Here is a 20,003-nt window from a genome sequence, read left to right as displayed (position 1 = left end):
GTGCAAAGCCGCGCGGACCTGGGAATCAGGAAAAAAGGGGGGAAGGGAATAAAGATGCTGCGAAGCGCCCCGGAACGAATTGAGAGGGAGGGAGGAGAACCGCTCCGGGATTTCGACCAGACGCATCTGGAAGGCTTCGCAGCATAAACACTCGTATGCCATGTGAACGGCTCGCGCCGCCCACACATCTCGGAGAGGAACCGAGGGTTCGAAGTTCCCACGTTTCGGCCGGCGCCGCGTAAAGATTTGTGTCGCCTGCGCATCAGCGCGCCAGCAGCCGTTCGATCTCGGCGATCAGCCTGGGATCGTCCGGCTCGACCTTGCTGGGGTAGCTGCCGACCACGCGGCCGTCGCGGCCGAGCAGGTACTTGTGGAAGTTCCATGCGGGCTGCTGGCCGTTGGCCTGGGCCGCGAGGCTCTGGTAGAAGTCGCTCGCCTGCCGGCCCGCCACATGCGACTTGGCGAACATCGGGAACTTGACGCCGAAGGTGTTCTCGCAGAACGCGGCGATCTCCTGGTTGCTGCCCTTTTCCTGGGCGAAGTCGTTCGACGGGAAGCCGAGCACGACCAGCCCGCGGTCGCGGTAGCGGCCGTAGAGCGCCTCCAGCCCCTGGTACTGCCGCGTGAAGCCGCAGAAGCTCGCGGTGTTGACCACCAGCAGCACCTTGCCGGTGTACTGGCACAGCGACTGCGGCTTCTCGTCCTGGAGACGGTCGAAGCTGTACTGGAGCGTGGACGGGCAGGCGGCCGGCGCGGCGGCGGGCGCGGGCGGGTCTGCCGCGTGCCCGGCGGCCAGCGCGGGCGCTGCCAGCATCAGGGAGAGGATCGGAGCAACGATGAAGGTGCGCATGGTTTCAGCCTCGGAGGAAGGATCGGGGCGTGCCGCGCACCGCCGTCAGGCCAGCGCCAGCACCTTGTCGAGCGGCCACTGCACCTTCGCCTCGCGGGCGGTGAGGTGGCCGACCACCTTGAACATGACGTGGGACGTGTCGCGCTGCGTGGTCTCGGCCACCGGCAACCCCTGGCGGTTGAGGAGGACGGCCACGCGCGGCGTGGTGCCGCTGGCGCCGCGGCGCGTGACGATGCCGACCTCGTTGCTGGCCAGCCGCACGAAGGAGCCCGGCACGTAGATGCCCAGCGCCTTGACGAGCGCGGCCCCGGCCTCGTCCATGCGGTTGTCCTCGTCGAAATAGCTGGCCTGCATGGCGGCGGTGACCGCCATCGGCGGGCGCGAGACGCGCGGCGCGATGCGAGCGGCGAACAGGTCGGCGCGCTGGATCAGCCGGGCCATGCGGCGCGCCGGCGTCCTGTCGGCCAGGCGGCCGGGCTCGCGCAGGTGGTGGTGCTGCACCGCTTCGAGCCAGACTGGATGGTCGATGCCGGCCTCGCGCAGCAGTTCGCCGGACCGGTCGCGGTGCGTGCCGATCTGCTCGACCTGCTCGCTGCGCAGCGGCGTGACCTGGCGCGCGAGCGTGTCCTGCAGCGCGGTCATGCCGACGTTCATGCTCAGGGCGGCGCGGCCGACCAGTCCGACCTCCTCGTCGGACCAGCGCAGCACGTCGCGCGCGGTCAGCATGCAGGCCGCGCTGACCAGCAGCGCATGGGTGGCGCTGTACATGCGGGTCTCGTCGGCCGACAGGTAGATCAGCGCCAGCAGCGCGGCGTCGGGCGCGCGGCGCACGTGGCGGGCCAGTTCGTCGTGCAGGTGCTCGAAGCGCTGGCCGAAGCCGGCGACCTGCGGCGCGCGCAGCAGTTGGGTGGCACGGATCTGCAGCTCGATCCAGTCAGGCGGCCCTGCCTCGCGCCCGCCGGCTTCGGGCACCGGCGTGGAGCGCAGGCCGCGCTGGCGCGAGAGGTAGACGGTCTGGTCGGGCCCGACCTCGTCGGTGTCCACGCACAGCTGCATGCCGCGCGCGATGAGATGGTCCAGGTCCTCGCGCGACGGGATCACGTAGCCCTTCTGCGCCAGCAGCATCCCGTTGGCGCCGCGCAGTGGAAAAGGCAGCGGGTGGCCGAGCCGGATGGCGTTGAAATTGAGGGTGACGAGGCTCATGGAACGCAGGATGGTACGTCATGCGCGCCCCGTTCCGCAGGCCTGTTTCCCGGCAGGAAACGGCCTGCGGGAGCCTGGTCAGAAGTCGACCGAGGCGCTTACAGTGAACGTGCGCGGCGCGGCGAGCACGAGATAGCCGTTGCCCGGATAGCCTCCGACCGAGCTCCAGTAACTGCGGTCGGCCACGTTGTCCACACGGCCGCGCAGCGTGAGCAGCTTGCCGTTGAACTCCGTCAGGTAGCGCACGCCCAGGTCCAGGCGCGCCCAGCCCGGCACACGCAGCGTGTTGGCGTTGTCGGCGTAGCTGCTGGCCGTGGCGACGACGCGGGCGTCGACCGTCAGGCCGCGCAGTGGAGGAACGTCCCACTCCACGCCGATGTTGCCCTGCTGGCGCGGCACGCCGATCACGCGCCGGCCCTCGGTCGTGCTGCTGCCGGTGTCCTTTTGCTTGGCGTCGAGGAAGGTCACGCCGCCGAGCACGCGCAGGCCCCTGGCCGGCTCGCCGTAGGTCGTCAACTCCAGGCCCTGGTGGCGGTCCTTGCCATTGGCGGTGACGGTGTTGTCCACCACCAGCTTGCCCGGCTTGTCGGTGGAGAAGAAGGCCAGGCTGCCGCCGAAACGCCCGCCGTCGTACTTGACCCCGACCTCCTTCTGCTTGGAGACGTAAGGCGGCAGCGAGGTGCCCGCATTCCGGTAGGTGCCGGTGATGTTCTCGCCCGCCGACAGGCCCTCGATGTAGTTGCCGTACACCGACAGGCCCGGCCGCAGCTTGAAGACGATGCCCGCCACGGGGCTGGTGCGGCTTTCGTCGTAGGGCGTGCCGCTCATCACGTCGCTGTAGTTGTAGCTGGTGCTCGACAGCTTCTGGTGGCGCAGGCCCAGCGTCGCCAGGAGGTTGCCGTCCAGCAGCGACAGCGTGTCGCCCAGCGCCAGGCTGGTCAGGCGCACGGTGCTCAGCTTGCCGGGGTTGGCCAGGTCGCCGCCCGCGTAGGCCGAGCCGCTAACGGCGGGCAGGGCGTGGCTCGCGGGCGAGTAGATGTTGGTGGACAACGTGTTCCAGTAGTCCATCACGTAGGCGTTCTTCTCGTGCAGGCCGTAGTACGAGAAAGCGCCGACGACGGTGTGCTTGACCGCGCCGGTGTCGAACTTGCCGCGCAGGCTGAACTCGGCGGTCTTGACGGTGTCCTTGCGGTGGTTGTCGTAGCGGTAGGTGGTGCCGTCGCCGGTGGATGCGTCCGTCACTGTCACGCCGGCCAGGCGGTTGTTCTCGTCGGCCTTGCGGGCACCGGCGGCGAACCAGCCGGTCACGCTGTCGCTGAAGTCGTATTCGCCGCGCACGGTGCTGTAGACGTCGCGCTCGTAGGAGTGCGTCCAGGGCTGGGCGTAGTTGGTGGTGTTCTTCGGCGCCGCGGGCACGTCGGTGACGCCGCTGAGGGTGACGCTCGGGCGCGTGCCATTGAGCTTGTAGTTCTGGTAGCCGACGTCGGCTGACAGGCGCGCGCGGCGGCTGCGCCAGTCCAGGCCGACCGAGGCGACGTTCAGGCCCACGCTTTCGCCATCGACGGCGGTGTCGCCCTGGCGGTGCGCCAGGTTGACGCGGATGCCCGTGCTCTGGTCGGGGCCGAAGCGCCGCGCGACATCGGCCGCCGCATAGGGCTGGCCGCCGCTGGCCACGCCCACGGTGATGCGGTTGAGCGGCTCGTTGGGCGCGCGCTTGGGCAGCAGATTGATGTTGCCGCCGATGCCGCCGCCCGAGGGCGTCGCGCCGCTCAGGAAGGCGCTGGCGCCGCGCAGCACCTCGACGCGCTCGAACAGCTCGGCCGAGGTGTACTGGCGCGGCATCAGTCCATACAGGCCGTTGTAGGCGACGTCATCGGAGCTCAGGATGAAGCCGCGGATGAAATACGTTTCCTGGAAGTTGCCGTAGCCGCGCGCCACGCGCACGGCCGGGTCGTTCTGCAGCACGTCGGCCACGCTGCGGGCCTGCTGATTCTGGATCAGCTCGCTGGTGTAGCTGGTGATGGAAAACGGCGTGTCCATCGTGTCCTGCGTGCCCAACAGGCCCACGCGCCCGCCGCGGGCGACCTGGCCGCCGGCGTAGGGCTTGGTCAGGCCTTCGGCCGACGCGTCGGCGCTGGCGTTGACGGTCACGGTGGACAGGGTGGCGTCGGCGGCGCCGGCAGACGACGACGCGGCCTGCTGGGCCTGGGCCGGGGCGGCTGCGGCCATCAGGACGGCCAGCGACAGCGGGGACAACGCGAAAAGGCGGGAAGGAGTCACGGCGTTCGATTCGATCGATCTATCAATTGAGAATGAATCCGATTTTTTTTCCTCCGCGCTGCGCCGTCGAGAACAACCCTGCGGCGCCTGCGCGAAAGTGACAGGTTGTTGCTCGGCCACGACAGCGGAAAGATGGCGATGCAGCCCGCCGCCCACCGAGCGGGCGGTCGCACCGGGCTGACCGGCATGCGTCGCCCCCACATACTCCCAGATGAATGCCGCTCCAGCGCTCTTCTTCCAAGCACCACGGCACGGTCCTGGCATGAGTATTTCCACCCCGCCTTGCAGCCACTGCGGGTACTGCTGCGACGCGCGTAGAATTCCGGCTCCCGCCGCGGCCCCCTGAGCGCCGCCGCTTCCCGAAAGAATCCCATGACCACCCCCCTGAAACCCGAGCCGATCTCGCCGGTGGAAGACATCGTCGCCGAGATCCGCGCCGGTCGCATGGTGATCCTCGTGGACGAAGAGGACCGCGAGAACGAGGGCGACATCGTCCTCGCCGCCGACCACGTCACGCCCGAGGCGATCAACTTCATGGCCCGCCACGCGCGCGGCCTCATCTGCCTGACGCTCTCGCGCGAACTCTGCGAGCGGCTGCACCTGCCGCCGATGGTGGCGCGCAACGGCGCCAAGCACGCAACCGCCTTCACCGTCTCGATCGAGGCGGCCGAGGGCGTGACCACCGGCATCTCGGCCGCCGACCGCGCCCGCACGGTGGCCGCCGCCGTCGCCCGCGACGCCAAGCCGAGCGACCTGGTGCAGCCCGGCCACATCTTCCCGCTGCAGGCAGTCGACGGCGGCGTGCTCATGCGGGCCGGCCATACCGAGGCCGGCTGCGACCTGGCCACGCTGGCCGGCCTGTCGCCGGCCTCCGTCATCTGCGAGGTCATGAACGACGACGGCACCATGGCGCGCCTGCCGGACCTGCAGCTGTTCGCCGCCCGGCACGGCATCAGGATCGGCACCATCGCCGACCTGATCGAATACCGCAGCCGCACCGAATCGCTGCTGGCCCACGCCGGCACGCGCGAGATCGAGACCGCCTTCGGCCGCTTCACCGCCCGCGCCTTCCGCGACAAGCCCAGCGGCGACGTGCACCTCGCCCTGGTCTACGGCAGCTGGAAGCCCGAGGACGTGGTGCCGGTGCGCGTGCACGAGCCCACCTCGCTGCTCGACGCGCTGGCGGTCAACCGCTCCATGCACTCGTGGAACCTCGACGCCAGCCTGCGCCACATCGCCCGCAGCGGCGCCGGCGTGGCCGTGCTGCTCAACTGCGCCGAAAGCAGCGCCGACCTGCTTGCCCAGTTCGAAGGCACCGCCCGCGCCGCCCAGGCGCCCGAGCGCGGCCGCATGGACCTGCGCACCTACGGCGTGGGCGCGCAGATCCTGCGCGAATGCGGCGTGCAGCGCATGAACCTGCTCGGCCAGGCCCGGCGCATGCCGAGCATGGCGGGCTACGGCCTGGAGCTCGTGGGCTACATCAACCACAAGGATTGACGACGACCATGTTCGGCGCAGACAAAGGCACGGCCGACAAGCTCGACGGCCACAAACTCTCCATCGGCATCGTGCAGGCCCGCTTCAACGAGGGCATCACCAGCGCGCTGGCCGCCGCGGCCCGCGCGGAGCTGCTCGCCCTGGGCGTGCAGGAGAAGCACATCGACCACGTCCTGGTGCCCGGCGCGCTCGAAGTGCCCGTAGCCCTGCAGGCCCTGGCCGAGCGCGACCGGTACGACGCGCTGATCGCCCTGGGCGCCATCATCCGCGGCGAAACCTACCACTTCGAGCTGGTCGCCAACGAATCCGGCGCCGGCGTGACCCGCGTGTCGCTCGACTACCGGCTGCCCATCGCCAACGCCATCCTCACCACCGAGAACCTGGAGCAGGCCATCGCCCGCCAGGAAGAAAAGGGCCGCGACGCCGCCCGCGTGGCGGTGGAAATGGCCAACCTCCTCGACACCCTCGCATGACCACGGACCCGAAGCCCTCCCGCCCCGAGCCGGGCCGCACGCTGACCGGCGCCCGCAAGGCCTCGGCCAAGTCCGAGCGCACCCGCGCCCGTGAGTTCGCCCTGCAGGCGCTCTACCAGCATCTGGTCGGCCGCAACGACGCGGCCTCCATCGACGCCTTCACGCGCGACCTCTCGGGCTTCCACAAGGCCGACGCGGCGCACTACGACGCGCTGCTGCACGGCGCCATCGCGCAGGCGGTCGAACTCGACGCGCTGATCGAGCCGCTGCTCGACCGCAAGCTCTCCGAGCTGTCGCCCGTCGAGCACGGCGTGCTGTGGATCGGCGCCTACGAGCTGCGCCACTGCCTCGACGTGCCGTGGCGCGTGGTGCTCAACGAGTGCATCGAACTCGCCAAGGAATTCGGCGGCACCGACGGCCACAAGTACGTCAACGGCGTGCTCGGCGGCCTGGCGCCGCAGCTGCGCCCGCAGGAGGTCGCCGCCGACCCCCGAGGCAGCCGCCCCGCGCCGCAGAAAGCGCAACCGGACACCGACGCCGCCAGGCAATGAGGATCGCCGCGCGCGCCGGGCGCATCGAGCCGTTCTATGTGATGGAGGTGGCCAAGGCCGCCCAGGCCATCGCACGGGATGCGGCCTGCGGCGCGATCGAGGACACGCGCCCGCTCGTCTTCCTCAACATCGGCGAGCCCGACTTCACCGCGCCGCCGCTGGTGCGGCAGGCCGCGGAGCGCGCGGTGCGCGACGGCGCCACCCAGTACACGCCGGCCCTCGGGCTCGATGCATTGCGCGAGCGCATCAGCGGCTGGTATGCCGAGCGCTTCGGCGTGGACGTGCCGGCCCGGCGCATCGTCGTCACCGCCGGCGCCTCGGCCGCCCTGCAGCTGGCCTGCCTGGCGCTGGTCGAATCCGGCGACGAGATCCTGCTGCCGGACCCGAGCTACCCCTGCAACCGCCAGTTCGTGAGCGCGGCCGAGGGTACGCCGGTACTGATCCCGACCACGGCGGCCGAGCGCTTCCAGCTCAGCGCGGCCAAGGTCGAGGCCGCCTGGCGCCCGGCCACGCGCGGCGTGCTGCTGGCCTCGCCGTCGAATCCCACGGGCACCTCGATCGTGCCGGCCGAGATGCGCGCCATCCACGACGTGGTGCGCGCGCGTGGCGGCATCACCATCGTCGACGAGATCTACCTGGGCCTGTCGCACGACGATGCCTATGGCCAGACCGCGCTCGCGACCTGCGCAGACGGGGGCGACGACGTCATCAGCGTCAACAGCTTCAGCAAGTACTTCCACATGACCGGCTGGCGCCTGGGCTGGCTGGTCGTGCCCGAGGCGCTGGTGCCGGCCGTCGAGCGGCTCGCGCAGAACCTGTTCATCTGCGCCAGCACGGTGGCCCAGCATGCGGCGCTGGCCTGCTTCGCGCCCGAGAGCATCGCCGAGTACGAACGCCGCCGCGCCGCGTTCCGCGCGCGGCGCGACTGGTTCGTCCCGCAGCTCCAGGCGCTCGGACTGCCGGTGCCGGTCGCGCCCGACGGCGCCTTCTATGCCTGGGCCGACTGCACGCAGGCGGCGGCCCGGCTCGGCGTGCAGGGCGGCTGGGACTTCGCCTTCGAGGTGCTGCGCCGCGCCCACGTGGCGATCACGCCGGGGCGCGACTTCGGCACGGCCGACACCGCGCGCTTCGTGCGCTTCTCCACCGCCAGCGCGCCGGAACAGCTGCAGGAGGCCGTGGCGCGGCTGGGCGCCATCCTCCGCTGACCACCGCCTGTTACCACCCCGCGACAGACGCGCGTTACATTCCGCATGCCTATGTCCTTCGCGTTCCCGATCCGCGTCTACTGGGAAGACACCGACGCCGGCGGCATCGTCTTCTACGCCAACTACCTCAAGTTCTTCGAACGCGCGCGCACCGAATGGCTGCGCTCGCTGGGCATCGGCCAGCAGCGCCTGCGCGAGGAGGCCGGCGGCATGTTCATCGTCACCTCCAGCGAGGTGCAGTACCTGCGGCCCGCGCGGCTGGACGACCAGCTCCTCGTGACGGCCGAACTCGCCGAGGCCGGCCGCGCCCGCCTCACCATTGCACAGCGCGCCCTGCCCGCGCCGGCCCATCGCGCCGACGCGCCCGCCGCCGCGCTGTGCACCGGCACCATCCGCATCGGCTGGGTCGATGCGGGAACTCTGCGGCCCGCGCGCATTCCGTCCTCCATCCTCCAAGCGATTCAGCATCCATGAACTCCCAAGACCTGTCGATCGTCCACCTGGTCCTCAACGCGAGCTGGGTGGTGCAGCTGGTGATGCTGCTGCTCATCGGCGTCTCCATCGCCAGCTGGGCAGCGATCTTCCGCAAGCTGTTCGCCCTGGGCCGCGTCAAGCAGCTCAACGACCAGTTCGAGCGCGACTTCTGGTCCGGCACCAGCCTGAACGACCTGTATGCCGCGGCCGCCCAGAACGCGCGCAACGTCGGCCCGATGGCGCGCATCTTCGCCAGCGGCATGCGCGAATACCAGAAGCTGCGGGAGCGCCGCATCACCGACGCCGGCACCCTGCTCGACGGCGCGCGCCGCGCCATGCGCGCGAGCTTCCAGCGCGAGATGGACGTGATCGAGACCAGCCTGTCCTTCTTTGGCTCGGTCGCCTCGGTCAGCCCCTACGTCGGCCTGTTCGGCACCGTCTGGGGAATCATGCATGCCTTCACCGGCTTCGCCGGCATGGAGCAGGTCACGCTCGCCACCGTGGCGCCGGGTATCGCCGAGGCGCTGGTGGCCACCGCCATCGGCCTGTTCGCCGCCATCCCGGCCGTCGTCGCCTACAACCGCTTCGCGCGCGACATCGACCGCGTGGCCACGCACCAGGAGACCTTCATCGAGGAGTTCTCCAACATCCTGCAGCGCAACCTGGGCAGCCAGGCCGCCGCCACGGCTTCCGGCCGCTGAAGGAGGCCCCATGCCCGTCATGGCATCCCGCAGCGGCAGCCGCCGCCGTTCGATGAACGAGATCAACATGGTGCCCTTCATCGACGTGATGCTGGTGCTGCTCATCATCTTCATGGTGACCGCGCCCATGCTCACGCCGAGCAGCATCAACGTGCCCAGCGTCGGCAAGGGCAGCAAGGCACCCAAGACCTTCGGCCAGGTGGTCGTGCAGAAGGACGGCAGCCTGCAGCTCAAGACCGACGGCAACGAGCGCCCCGTGTCGCTCGGCGCGCTCGGCAAGGCCGCGCGCGACTGGCAGGCCACGCAGCCCGAAGGCACGCCCGTGCTGATCACCGCCGACAGGAACGTGAGCTACGACTCTGTGGTCAAGGCCATGGACGCGCTCCAGCGCGCCGGCGTGCAGCGCGTGGGCCTATCGGTCAAGCAGGGCAGCTGACGCACAAGCCCGGGGTACCGACCAGACGATGCCGAACTACGACGAACGCGACCAGCTGGCGCCCCCGCGCCCGCCGGGCCGCCTGCGCGCGGTGGCGCTGGCGGTGGTGGTGCATGCCGCCCTCATCGCCGCCCTGACCTGGGGCGTGCACTGGAAGACCAGCGCCGACCAGCCGGCCGTGGAGGCCGAACTCTGGTCGGCCGTGCCGCAGCAGGCCGCGCCGCGCCTGGCCGCGCCGCCGCCCGAGCCCACGCCGCCGGCGCCGCCCCCGCCGCCGGAGCCCCGGCCCGCGCCGCCGCCGCCACCTCCCCCCCCGCCGCCCCAGGCGCAGCCCGACACGCGCGAGGCCGACATCGCCCTGGAGCGCGAGAAGAAAAAGAAGCAGCAGGAGAAGGAACGGCAGGAGCGGCTGCGCGCCGAGCAGCAGAAGAAGGAACAGGAACGCGCCGAGCGCGAGGAGCGCGAGCGCCAGGAAAAGCTCGCCCAGGACAAGAAGAAGCAGCAGCTCGAAGCCCAGCGCGAGAAGGAGCGCCAGCAGCAGCGTCTGGCGCAGGAAGAAAAGGAGCAGCGCGAAAAGGAAAGGCAGGACAAGCTCGCCGAGGAAAAGAAGAAGCAGCAGCAGGCCGCCGCCGACGCCCGGAAGCGCGAGGCCGCCAGGCAGGCGCAGGAAGAAAAGCAGCTGGCGGCGCTGCGCGGCGACCGCGCCGACAACCTCAAGCGGCTCCAGGGCCTGGCCGGCGCGACCGGAGGCGCCACAGCCACCGGCAGCGCCCAGCGCTCGTCCGGGCCGTCCGGCAGCTACGGCGGCAAGGTGGCCGCCAAGGTGCGGCCCAACATTACCTTCACCGACGATGTGGGCGGCAACCCGGCCGCCGAGGTCGAGGTGCGGGCCTCGCCCGACGGCACCATCGTCGGCAAGCGGCTGGTCAAGTCCAGCGGCGTGAAGTCCTGGGACGACGCCGTGCTGCGCGCCATCGACAAGACCGAGACGCTGCCGCGCGACGTGGACGGGCGCGTGCCGTCGTCGCTGCTGCTGGCGTTCCGGCCCAAGGACTGATACTCCCCCATATACCTTTCCACAGCGGGCTGGCCATGCCCGCTATGGCCATATACCCCCGGCCATACCCCTTTCGTGGCGGCATTGTCGGAGATGCCGCACAGCCGCCGTCTGCCCGGCCCCACGGCCGGCCCGCTGCGCGGCAGCAAGAGTGAATGCCATCACACCCGATACCACACACGAAAGGAGCCGCCAGATGACTGCAACACCCGACACCTCCCGCGACCAGCACGACGTTCGCGGCACGCTGTGGAAGCTCATCAAGGACACGCGCTTCGGCATGCTGACCCATCGCCATCCCGAGGGCATCCTGCACGCCCATCCGCTGACCACGCAGAACACGGACCTCGACGAGGACGCGACGCTCTACTTCTTCGTCTCGCGCAAGACCCACCTCTTCGGCCACCTCCAGGCCGACGGCAACGTCAACGTCTCGTATGCGAACCCCGACGCCGACAGCTACGTCTCGCTCTCGGGCCACGCCCGCTTCGTGGAAGACCGCGCCAAGGTCGAGGCCCTGTGGTCGCAGATGGCCAAGGCCTGGTTCCCGGGCGGCCCGGCCGATCCGGATCTGGCGCTGCTGGCCGTGGACATCGGCCATGCCGAATACTGGGACGTGAAGGAAAGCAAGATGGTCCAGCTCTTCAAGCTGGCCCGCGCCGCGATGACCGGCAAGCAGCCGCGCAACCTCGGCGAGCACAGGGAGTTGGAACTGGCCTGAGTTCACTGCCCCCTCTCCCCGGCCGCGCCTCTGCGACCCGCACAGGGCGCGCCGTTGCGGGCGAACCTGCCGATAGAGTACCGGCCCCTCCATCATCCGGCGGATGGGACATCGCGAGAACAAAGTCAGCCCCGCGGCTGTCGCCCCCAGGCTGCGCGTTGCCCTAGCGCAGACCTTAGTCGCATTCGATGCGCGTGAGAACGGAGCGCAGATCCGAGCCTTCATGCGGCAGGCGGCCGACGCGGGCGCCCGGCCGATCCAGTTCACCGAGGGCGCGATGTCTGGGTATCCCTCGGGCCCCGGCAAGCAGGCGCTTGCCCCGGGCCGAACGGCCGGACCGTTCGGTTAGACCGCTACGGCCTTGGCCGCGTCCGCGTATTCCTCGATCTGATTGAAGTTCAGATAGCGGTACACGCTGGCCTTGTCGGCGTCGATGATGCCCATTTCCTGGAGGTATTCCTCCTTGGTGGGCAGGCGGCCGATGCGCGAGGCGATGGCGGCCAGTTCGGCCGAGCCCAGGAACACGTTGGTGTTCTTGCCCAGGCGGTTCGGGAAGTTGCGCGTGCTGGTGGAGATCACCGTCGCGCCCTCGTGCACCTGCGCCTGGTTGCCCATGCACAGCGAGCAGCCCGGCAGTTCGGTGCGCGCGCCGGCGGTGCCGAAGGCGGCGTAGTGGCCTTCCTTGATCAGCTCGTTCTGGTCCATCTTGGTCGGCGGCGCGACCCAGAGCTTGACCGGAATGTCGCGCTGGCCGCCGAGCAGCTTGGCCGCGGCGCGGAAATGGCCGATGTTGGTCATGCACGAACCGATGAAGGCTTCGTCGATCTGGGTGCCGGCGACCTCGGAGAGGAACTTGGCGTCGTCCGGGTCGTTCGGGCAGCAGACGATCGGCTCGGTGATGTCGGCCAGGTCGATCTCGATGACGGCCGCGTATTCGGCGTCCTTGTCGGCTTCGAGCAGTTCGGGCTGGGCCAGCCAGGCCTCGACCTTCTCGATGCGGCGCTTGAGCGTGCGCGCGTCGGCATAGCCGTCGGCGATCATGTTCTTCATGAGCACGATGTTCGAGTTCAGGTACTCGATGATCGGCTCCTTGTTGAGCTTGATCGTGCAGCCGGCGGCCGAGCGCTCGGCCGAGGCGTCCGACAGCTCGAATGCCTGTTCGACCTTGAGGTCCGGCAGGCCCTCGATCTCCAGGATGCGACCCGAGAAGACGTTCTTCTTGCCGGCCTTGGCCACCGTCAGCAGACCCTGCTTGATGGCGTACAGCGGGATCGCATGCACCAGGTCGCGCAGTGTCACGCCGGGCTGGAGTTCGCCCTTGAAGCGCACGAGGACCGACTCGGGCATGTCCAGCGGCATCACGCCGGTGGCCGCGCCGAAGGCCACGAGGCCCGAGCCCGCGGGGAAGGAGATGCCGATCGGGAAGCGCGTGTGCGAGTCGCCGCCGGTGCCGACGGTGTCGGGCAGCAGCAGGCGGTTGAGCCAGGAGTGGATCACGCCGTCGCCGGGGCGCAGCGAGACGCCACCGCGGTTGCTGATGAAGGCCGGCAGTTCGCGGTGGGTCTTGACGTCGACCGGCTTCGGATAGGCCGCGGTGTGGCAGAACGACTGCATAACCATGTCGGCACTGAAGCCCAGGCAGGCGAGGTCCTTCAACTCATCGCGCGTCATCGGACCGGTGGTGTCCTGCGAGCCGACGGTGGTCATCTTGGGCTCGCAGTAGGTGCCCGGGCGCACGCCCTGGCCTTCGGGCAGGCCGACGGCGCGGCCGACCATCTTCTGCGCGAGCGTGAAGCCGGCCTTCGTCTCGGCCGGCGCCTGCGGCAGGCGGAACACGGTCGATGCGGGCAGGCCCAGGAACTCGCGCGCCTTGGCGGTCAGCGAGCGGCCGATGATGAGGTTGATGCGGCCGCCGGCGCGCACTTCGTCGAACAGCACGTCGCTCTTGAGCTTGAACTCGGCCACGGTCTCGCCGTTCTTGACCAGCCGGCCGTCGTAGGGCAGCACGTCGATCACGTCGCCGAGTTCGAGCTTGGACACATCGACTTCGATCGGCAGCGAGCCGGAGTCCTCCTGCGTGTTGAAGAAGATCGGCGCGATCTTGCCGCCGAGCGTGACGCCGCCGAAGCGCTTGTTGGGCACGTAGGGGATGTCCTGGCCGGTGGCCCAGATCACGCTGTTGGTGGCCGACTTGCGGCTAGAGCCGGTGCCGACGACGTCGCCGACGTAGGCGACGAGGTGGCCCTTCTTCTTGAGGTCCTCGATGAACTGGATCGGGCCGCGCTTGCCGTCCTCCTCGGGCTGGAAGCCCGCGTCGGGGCGGGTGTTCTTCAGCATCGCGAGGTAGTGCAGCGGGATGTCCGGACGGCTCCAGGCGTCGGGCGCGGGCGAGAGGTCGTCGGTGTTGGTCTCGCCGGGCACCTTGAAGACGGTGACGGTGATCTTCTTCCCGACTTCGGGGCGGCTGGTGAACCACTCGGCATCGGCCCAGGACTGGATGACTTCCTTGGCGCGGACATTGCCGGCCTTGGCCTTCTCGGCCACGTCGTTGAAGAAGTCGAACATCAGCAGCGTCTTCTTCAGGCCCTCGGCGGCCACGCCGGCGACTTCGGCGTCGTCGAGCAGCTCGATGAGCGGATGCACGTTGTAGCCGCCCACCATGGTGCCCAGCAGTTCGGTGGCCTTGGCCTTGGAGATGAGGCCCACCTGGATGTCGCCGTGCGCCACGGCGGCCAGGAAGCTGGCCTTGACCTTGGCCGCATCGTCCACGCCGGGCGGTACGCGGTGGGTCAGCAGGTCGAGCAGGAATGCTTCTTCGCCGGCCGGCGGGTTCTTGATGAGTTCGATCAGCGCGGCGACCTGCTTGGCATCCAGCGGCAGCGGCGGGATACCGAGCGCGGCGCGTTCGGCGGCATGTTCACGGTAGGCTTGCAACATTCTCTTTCTCCGGGGGCAAAGGTATCGGGTCGGACAGGCCCGTGACGGCCTGCTCCTGCTTGCTTACTTGGCGGGCGCGTCGGCCGGCTCGAACAGGCTCTTGGGCGGGTTCTTCTTCATCTCTTCGGCGAAGGCGACCTGCTGCGTGCCCTGGCATTCGTCGGCCAGGCGCTCGCCGATCTTCTGGTTCATCAGCATCGACTTGTTGCCCAGCTGGATCCAGATGGCGCCAGCGCGCGGGTCTTCCAGGCGCACGGCGCCGGTGCGGCTCTCGACCGGGTGCATGCGGTAGCGGACCTGGGCGGTCCTGACGGTGAAGAAGCCCGGGTGTTTCTCGTCGGCATCGATCTGCACGTTGGCGCCGAGTTCGCACTTGATGGCACCCACGTAGACGCGCTTGGCGACTTCGAGGTCGGCTTCGCTCAGGGTGATGTTCGGATCGTCGTCCACCGGCGTGACTTCCTCGACGGCCTTGGCCGCCGTCTTGGCGATCCTGGCCTTGGGCCGCGCAGGCTTCTTGGCCGCGGCAGCCCTGGCGGCGGCCGGCTTGGCATGGGTCTTGGCAGGAGCGGTCTCGGCGGCCTGGGCCGAGGCCGCGGACAGGAGCAGCGCGGACGCGCAGGCCAGTGCGGCGAGGGTGGTGTTCGGCTTCATGGGTGAGAGGACCTCGTGGGTTTTCAGGAATCGGCTGCGGCGAAATAGCCGGCAGCCTCGGCCGGCAGGGCCTGCCCGGTGCGGTGCGCCCGCTCCAGGACCTGCCAGTAATAGCGGTAGCTTGCACGGTCGTGCAGCTGGCCGCCGAAGCTGATGGGTGCCCAGTCCGCCTGCTGTGCCGCCAGCACGATCTGCGCGGCGGTCTCGACCTCCTCGGCCGCCGGGGCGAAGGCGGCGAGGATCGGGCGGATCTGGTCGGGATGGATGCTCCACATGCGCGTGTAGCCGAACTCGCGCGCGGCGCGGGTGGCGGCGGCGCGCAGGGCGCCGGCATCGCGGAACTCGGTGACGACGCAGTGCGACGGCACCTTGCCGTGGGCATGCGCGGCCGAGGCGATGGCCAGCTTGGCACGCACGACCAGCGGATGGCTGAACTGGCCCGCGACGCCCATGCCGCCCGACGGAATCGCGCCGCCGTGGGCCGAGACGAAGTCCATCAGGCCGAAGGAAAGCGACTGCACCCGCGGATGGGCGGCGATGTCGAAGGCGCGGTGCACGGCCGCGGGCGACTCGATCAGCACATGCAGCGGCAGCCGCGGGGCGCCGGCGGCATCGACGGCGCGCACCGCGCGCTCCACGTCGGCCACGGTCTCGACCTTGGGCACCATCACGTGCGCGAGCCGCGCGCCGGCCCGGCCGGCGATGGCGGCCACGTCGGCCTCGAAGGCGGGATGGTCCACCGGATGGACGCGGGCGACCACGCGGGCGCCGGGCGCGGCGCCCAGGGCCAGCTCCGCGACCAGGGCGGCATGCTCGGCCTCGGCGCCGGCTGGTGCGCCGTCCTCGCAGTCGAGGGTGACGTCGAAGACCCAGGCGCCGAACTCTGCGGCCAGCTCGGCCTGCAATGCCAGGCTCTTGCGCATGCGCGCCTCGACGCCGCTGTAGTGGTCGCAGACCGGCAGCGCGATGGCGCTGGACTGCGCATCGGGCAATACCTCGCGCGGATGGCGCCGCAGCACGCCGCCGGTCTGGGTCACAACAATACCCCCGGGAGGACGGACATGTTGCGCACACTTTCCGAGCGCCCTGGCACATTACCCACCAGGGTATATACCACGCCCAATCCCATGCTCATGCCTTGCGCTGCGCGACGATGAAGAGCCGCGGGAAGGCCAGCAGCCGCAGGCCTACGGCGCGCGCGCCGTAGGCCGCGTCGATGCGGCGCTGGTATTCGGCCACGAAGCGCAGCTGCAGGTCGGGCGGCAGCCGGTCGACGAACGGGCGCAGGCCGGTGGCCCGCACCCAGTCCATGATGGCCTCGGCCGAGGGCAGCGGATGCTGGTAGATGGTGTGCCACACGTCGACCTGCGCGGCCTGGGTGCTGAGCAGGTCGTAGTACGCGGCGAGCGGCAGGATGGCCGTGCGCACGCCGCGCGCGTCCGGGATGAAGGTGGAAAACGGCGCCTCGGAGGCCACTTCGCGCATCAGCTGGTGGCTGGGCTCCTCGCGGTTGTCGGGCATCTGCACCGCGAGCACGCCGCCGGGCGCGAGCGTGGCGAAGAGGCGGGGCAGCAGGGTCGGGTGGTCGGGCACCCACTGCAGCGAGGCGTTCGCATAGACCAGGTCGGGCGCGTCGCCGGCGGGCGCCCAGGTGGAGATGTCGGCCAGGCCGAAGCGCGCCTGCGGCAGCCGCTCGCGCGCGCTCTCGATCATGGCCTCGGAGTTGTCGATGCCGACCACCTCGGCCGAGGCGAAGCGGTGCACCAGCAGCTCGGTGGAGTTGCCGGGGCCGCAGCCCAGGTCGACGACCGCATCCGCGCGCGGCAGCGGCACGCGCGCCAGCAGTTCCTGCGCCGGGCGCGTGCGCTCGCCTTCGAAGCGGCGGTAGAGCGCGGGGTTCCAGTCGGTGGCCATGGCGGGCGGCTCGGCAGAGGCTGCTTACAGCAGGTGGGCGATCGCGGCGCGCTCGTCTTCCAGTTCCTTCAGCGTGATCGCGATGCGCTCCTTGCTGAACTGGTCGATCTCGAGGCCTTCGACGATCTTGTATTCGCCGTTCTCGGTCGTGGTCGGAAAGCCGAACACGATGCCTTCGGGAATGCCGTACTCGCCGTTGGACGGCGCGCCGATCGTGACCCACTCGCCCTTGGAGCCCAGGGCCCAGTCGCGGATGTGGTCGATGGCGGCGTTGGCGGCCGAGGCGGCCGACGACAGGCCGCGGGCTTCGAGCACGGCGGCGCCGCGCTTGCCGACGGTGGGCAGGAACACGTTGGCGTTCCATTCCTGGTCGTTGATCAGGTCCTTGACGCTCTTGCCGTTGACGGTGGCGAAGCGGTAGTCGGCGTACATCGTGGGCGAGTGGTTGCCCCAGACGGTCAGCTTTTTGATGTCGGCAACCTTGGTGCCGGTCTTCTGGGCGATCTGGGTGAGCGCGCGGTTGTGGTCCAGGCGCAGCATCGCGGTGAAGTTCTTGCGCGGCAGGTCCGGCGCGCTCTTGGCGGCGATGTAGGCATTGGTATTGGCCGGGTTGCCGACGACGAGCACCTTGACGTTGCGGCTGGCGACCTCGTTGAGCGCCTTGCCCTGGGCGATGAAGATCTGGGCGTTGGTCGCCAGCAGGTCGGCGCGCTCCTGGCCGGGCTTGCGCGGGCTGGCGCCCACGAGCAGGGCATAGTCGGTGTCCTTGAACGCCTTGAGCGGATAGCTGTGGGCTGCGATGCCGGCCAGCAGCGGGAAGGCGCCGTCCTCCAGTTCCAGGATCACGCCGCGCAGGGCGTTCTGGGCCTTCTCGTTCGGGATCTCCAGCAGCTGCAGGATCACCGGCTGGTCCTTGCCCAGCAGTTCGCCGGAGGCAATGCGGAACAGCAGGGCATAGCCGATCTGGCCTGCGGCGCCGGTGACGGCCACGCGAACGGGGGGGTTGCTCATGAGAGGACTCCTGGAAGTGACATGTGGAAGGGTCTTGGCAGGACCAAGCACAGCACTGTCGCACCGCTGTCGATGCCATGAGCCCGAGCCCTGCAAGCAGCCGCGGAGTGTACGCCTGAAAAAAGGCGCCCGTCAATTTGTCTTATGTCTTATATAAGATATGATCCGAGCCGCCCCACCGGCATTCCGACCCGCCTCATGGCCCAGAACATCCCCTCGACCGAAAGCTCCGGCTCCGCAGCGGGCGGCCCGTCCGCCTCGCTGCCGGCACCGGCGTTCAGTCCGCTGTACCAGCAGATCAAGGGGCTGATTCTGCAGAGCCTCCAGGCCGGCGAATGGAAGCCGGGCGAATCCATCCCGAGCGAGATCGACCTGGCCGGCCGCTTCCGCGTGAGCCAGGGCACGGTGCGCAAGGCCATCGACGAACTCGCGGCCGAGAACCTGCTGGTGCGCCGCCAGGGCAAGGGTACCTTCGTGGCCACCCATGCCGAGCGCCAGGTGCAGTACCGCTTCCTGCGGCTGCAGCCCGACAGCGGCGCCGCGGCCGAGGAAGGCCCGGCCCAGCGCAGCATCATCGACTGCCGCCGCCAGCGCGCCAGCGCCGACGTGGCCCGCGCCTTGGCTCTGCGCAGCGGCGATGCGGTGGTGCAGGTGCGCCGGGTGCTCGCGTTCGCGGGCTTGCCGACGATCCTCGAAGACATCTGGCTGCCCGGCGGCCCCTTCAAGGGCCTCACGGCCGAGCGCATCGACGGCCACCAGGGCCCGACCTATGCGCTGTTCGAACTGGAATTCGGCGTGCGCATGGTGCGCGCCGAGGAAAAGATCCGCGCCGTGCTTGCCGATGCCGAGCAGTCGCGGCTGCTGGCGATCGCCGCCGGCACCCCCACGCCGCTGCTGAGCGTGGAGCGCATCGCCTATACCTACAGCGACACCCCCATGGAACTACGCCGCGGGCTCTACCGGACCGACACCCACCACTACCGCAACCAACTCAGCTGACGGCCCGCCGCGCACGTGCCTTCCATGCACCTGCAACTTGAGCAGAACCGTCGAAAATACCGTTTGCACAGCCCGCTGTTGCGGCATTGCAATAGAATTTTGGGTTGTTTGCTTTTACGAAATTACCGCGCAGCCACCCCTAAAGAAAGCACCCCGCCATGACCGAGCTAGCCAAGAAGCGGCCTGAGTTCCGCAACATCAACGCCTTCAAGGACCTCACGACCTACCGGCTTCCGGCTGCGGGTTGGGTATCCATCCTCCACCGTGTCAGCGGCCTCGTGCTGTTCCTGCTGCTGCCCTTCGTGGTGTGGCTGTTCGACACATCCGTCTCGTCCGAAATCTCGTTCGCACGCTTCAAGGCCGCCTTCAACAGCGGCCTTGGTTTCGTTCCGGGCTGGTTCATCAAGCTGGTCGCCCTGGCGCTGATCTGGGCCTACCTGCACCACTTCATCGCCGGCCTGCGCCACCTCTGGATGGACGTGAGCCACGACGCGGTCAACAAGCAGTTCGGCGCCAATTCGGCCCGTGCCGTGCTGGTGCTGAGCATCGGCCTGGCGGTCATCCTCGGCGCCAAGCTGTTCGGCCTGTACTAAAAGCCGCGGCCGCATCCTTCGCCCCCACGAGAACAACGAGGTTTCCCACCATGTCCGTGAATTACGGTTCCAAGCGCGTCGTCGTCGGCGCCCACTACGGCCTGCGCGACTGGCTGGCGCAGCGCGCCACCGCCGCGCTGATGGCGCTCTTCACCATCGCCCTGCTGGTGCAGGTGATTTTCACCTCGGGCCCGATCGGCTATGGGAAGTGGGCCGGCATCTTCGCCGCGCAGTGGATGAAGGTGCTGACCTTCGCCGTCATCGTCGGCGTCGCCTACCACGCCTGGGTCGGTGTGCGCGACGTGTTGATGGACTACGTCAAGCCTGTCTGGGCGCGCCTGTCGCTGCAGATTCTCACGATCGTCTGGCTCGTCTCGGTGGCGGGCTGGGCCTTCCAGGTGCTCTGGCGCCTCTGATCCCCACGACGAAGCTCCCAAGACAAGAACC

At 69.3% G+C, this 20,003-nt stretch carries 20 protein-coding genes; 12 read left to right on the top strand and 8 right to left on the bottom strand.

Going from position 1 to position 20,003, the window contains the following annotated elements:
- Positions 1–262: 262 nt before the first annotated feature.
- The 3 genes from GAK38_RS11370 to GAK38_RS11360 form a co-directional block, all read right to left on the bottom strand.
- Positions 263–850: a glutathione peroxidase gene (locus GAK38_RS11370; RefSeq protein WP_443089198.1), complete on the bottom strand. Its 588-nt coding sequence runs from the start codon at positions 848–850 to the stop codon at positions 263–265.
- A gap of 45 nt (positions 851–895) precedes the next feature.
- Positions 896–2,053 (bottom strand): HD-GYP domain-containing protein, encoded by a 1,158-nt coding sequence (locus tag GAK38_RS11365; protein WP_325344177.1) that lies wholly within the window; start codon positions 2,051–2,053, stop codon positions 896–898.
- Positions 2,054–2,131: 78 nt separating this feature from the next.
- A complete protein-coding gene (locus GAK38_RS11360; protein ID WP_443089200.1) occupies positions 2,132–4,309 on the bottom strand; it encodes a TonB-dependent receptor in 2,178 nt (725 codons plus the stop codon).
- A gap of 396 nt (positions 4,310–4,705) precedes the next feature.
- On the opposite strand from GAK38_RS11360, the gene ribBA reads away from it, so the two are divergent.
- The 9 genes from ribBA (at position 4,706) to GAK38_RS11315 (ending at position 11,448) form a co-directional block, all read left to right on the top strand.
- Positions 4,706–5,830 (top strand): bifunctional 3,4-dihydroxy-2-butanone-4-phosphate synthase/GTP cyclohydrolase II, encoded by a 1,125-nt coding sequence (gene ribBA / locus GAK38_RS11355; protein ID WP_325344175.1) that lies wholly within the window; start codon positions 4,706–4,708, stop codon positions 5,828–5,830.
- Positions 5,831–5,838: 8 nt separating this feature from the next.
- Positions 5,839–6,303, top strand: coding sequence for a 6,7-dimethyl-8-ribityllumazine synthase (ribH, locus tag GAK38_RS11350; protein ID WP_325344173.1), 465 nt, complete (start codon positions 5,839–5,841; stop codon positions 6,301–6,303).
- Complete coding sequence (nusB, locus tag GAK38_RS11345) at positions 6,300–6,854, top strand: transcription antitermination factor NusB (RefSeq protein ID WP_325344171.1); 555 nt, start codon at positions 6,300–6,302, stop codon at positions 6,852–6,854. The genes ribH and nusB overlap by 4 nt, the downstream gene beginning before the upstream one ends.
- On the top strand, positions 6,851–8,059 hold the full coding sequence (locus GAK38_RS11340) for a pyridoxal phosphate-dependent aminotransferase (RefSeq protein ID WP_325344169.1): 1,209 nt from the start codon (positions 6,851–6,853) through the stop codon (positions 8,057–8,059). The genes nusB and GAK38_RS11340 overlap by 4 nt, the downstream gene beginning before the upstream one ends.
- Before the next feature lie 51 nt (positions 8,060–8,110).
- The gene (ybgC, locus tag GAK38_RS11335; RefSeq protein ID WP_325344167.1) at positions 8,111–8,533 is read left to right on the top strand and encodes a tol-pal system-associated acyl-CoA thioesterase; all 423 of its coding nucleotides are present in this window, start codon (positions 8,111–8,113) and stop codon (positions 8,531–8,533) included.
- Positions 8,530–9,234 carry a protein TolQ gene (tolQ, locus tag GAK38_RS11330; protein WP_325344165.1) on the top strand — a complete coding sequence of 235 codons (705 nt, stop codon included), beginning with the start codon at positions 8,530–8,532 and terminating at the stop codon, positions 9,232–9,234. The genes ybgC and tolQ overlap by 4 nt, the downstream gene beginning before the upstream one ends.
- Before the next feature lie 10 nt (positions 9,235–9,244).
- Positions 9,245–9,670 carry an ExbD/TolR family protein gene (locus GAK38_RS11325; RefSeq protein ID WP_325344163.1) on the top strand — a complete coding sequence of 142 codons (426 nt, stop codon included), beginning with the start codon at positions 9,245–9,247 and terminating at the stop codon, positions 9,668–9,670.
- A 28-nt stretch (positions 9,671–9,698) separates the two neighbouring features.
- Positions 9,699–10,727: a cell envelope integrity protein TolA gene (gene tolA / locus GAK38_RS11320; RefSeq protein WP_325344162.1), complete on the top strand. Its 1,029-nt coding sequence runs from the start codon at positions 9,699–9,701 to the stop codon at positions 10,725–10,727.
- 196 nt (positions 10,728–10,923) lie between these two features.
- Positions 10,924–11,448, top strand: a complete 525-nt coding sequence (locus GAK38_RS11315; RefSeq protein ID WP_325344160.1) for a pyridoxamine 5'-phosphate oxidase family protein — start codon at positions 10,924–10,926, stop codon at positions 11,446–11,448.
- A gap of 345 nt (positions 11,449–11,793) precedes the next feature.
- Here GAK38_RS11315 and acnB read toward each other — a convergent pair whose 3' ends face one another.
- From acnB to GAK38_RS11290, 5 genes are all read right to left on the bottom strand, one after another.
- A complete protein-coding gene (gene acnB / locus GAK38_RS11310; protein ID WP_325344158.1) occupies positions 11,794–14,385 on the bottom strand; it encodes a bifunctional aconitate hydratase 2/2-methylisocitrate dehydratase in 2,592 nt (863 codons plus the stop codon).
- Between the two features lie 63 nt (positions 14,386–14,448).
- Entirely contained in the window at positions 14,449–15,039 is a 591-nt protein-coding gene (locus GAK38_RS11305) for a hypothetical protein (RefSeq protein ID WP_325344156.1), read from the bottom strand.
- 23 nt (positions 15,040–15,062) lie between these two features.
- Positions 15,063–16,076, bottom strand: a complete 1,014-nt coding sequence (locus GAK38_RS11300; protein WP_325344154.1) for an HpcH/HpaI aldolase/citrate lyase family protein — start codon at positions 16,074–16,076, stop codon at positions 15,063–15,065.
- A gap of 94 nt (positions 16,077–16,170) precedes the next feature.
- Positions 16,171–16,953, bottom strand: a complete 783-nt coding sequence (tam, locus tag GAK38_RS11295; RefSeq protein WP_325344152.1) for a trans-aconitate 2-methyltransferase — start codon at positions 16,951–16,953, stop codon at positions 16,171–16,173.
- Positions 16,954–16,977: 24 nt separating this feature from the next.
- A complete protein-coding gene (locus GAK38_RS11290) occupies positions 16,978–17,964 on the bottom strand; it encodes a malate dehydrogenase (RefSeq protein ID WP_325344150.1) in 987 nt (328 codons plus the stop codon).
- Between the two features lie 198 nt (positions 17,965–18,162).
- On the opposite strand from GAK38_RS11290, the gene GAK38_RS11285 reads away from it, so the two are divergent.
- The 3 genes from GAK38_RS11285 (at position 18,163) to sdhD (ending at position 19,972) form a co-directional block, all read left to right on the top strand.
- Complete coding sequence (locus GAK38_RS11285; protein ID WP_325344148.1) at positions 18,163–18,963, top strand: GntR family transcriptional regulator; 801 nt, start codon at positions 18,163–18,165, stop codon at positions 18,961–18,963.
- 158 nt (positions 18,964–19,121) lie between these two features.
- On the top strand, positions 19,122–19,556 hold the full coding sequence (gene sdhC / locus GAK38_RS11280) for a succinate dehydrogenase, cytochrome b556 subunit (RefSeq protein ID WP_325344146.1): 435 nt from the start codon (positions 19,122–19,124) through the stop codon (positions 19,554–19,556).
- 50 nt (positions 19,557–19,606) lie between these two features.
- On the top strand, positions 19,607–19,972 hold the full coding sequence (gene sdhD / locus GAK38_RS11275; protein ID WP_325344144.1) for a succinate dehydrogenase, hydrophobic membrane anchor protein: 366 nt from the start codon (positions 19,607–19,609) through the stop codon (positions 19,970–19,972).
- Positions 19,973–20,003 lie beyond the last annotated feature (31 nt).

The organism is Xylophilus sp., assembly GCA_009914555.1.
Lineage (GTDB): Bacteria > Pseudomonadota > Gammaproteobacteria > Burkholderiales > Burkholderiaceae_C > WNDY01.
The sequence above is the reverse complement of the archived record's forward strand: the minus strand, read 5'-3'. Positions and strand labels throughout refer to the sequence as shown.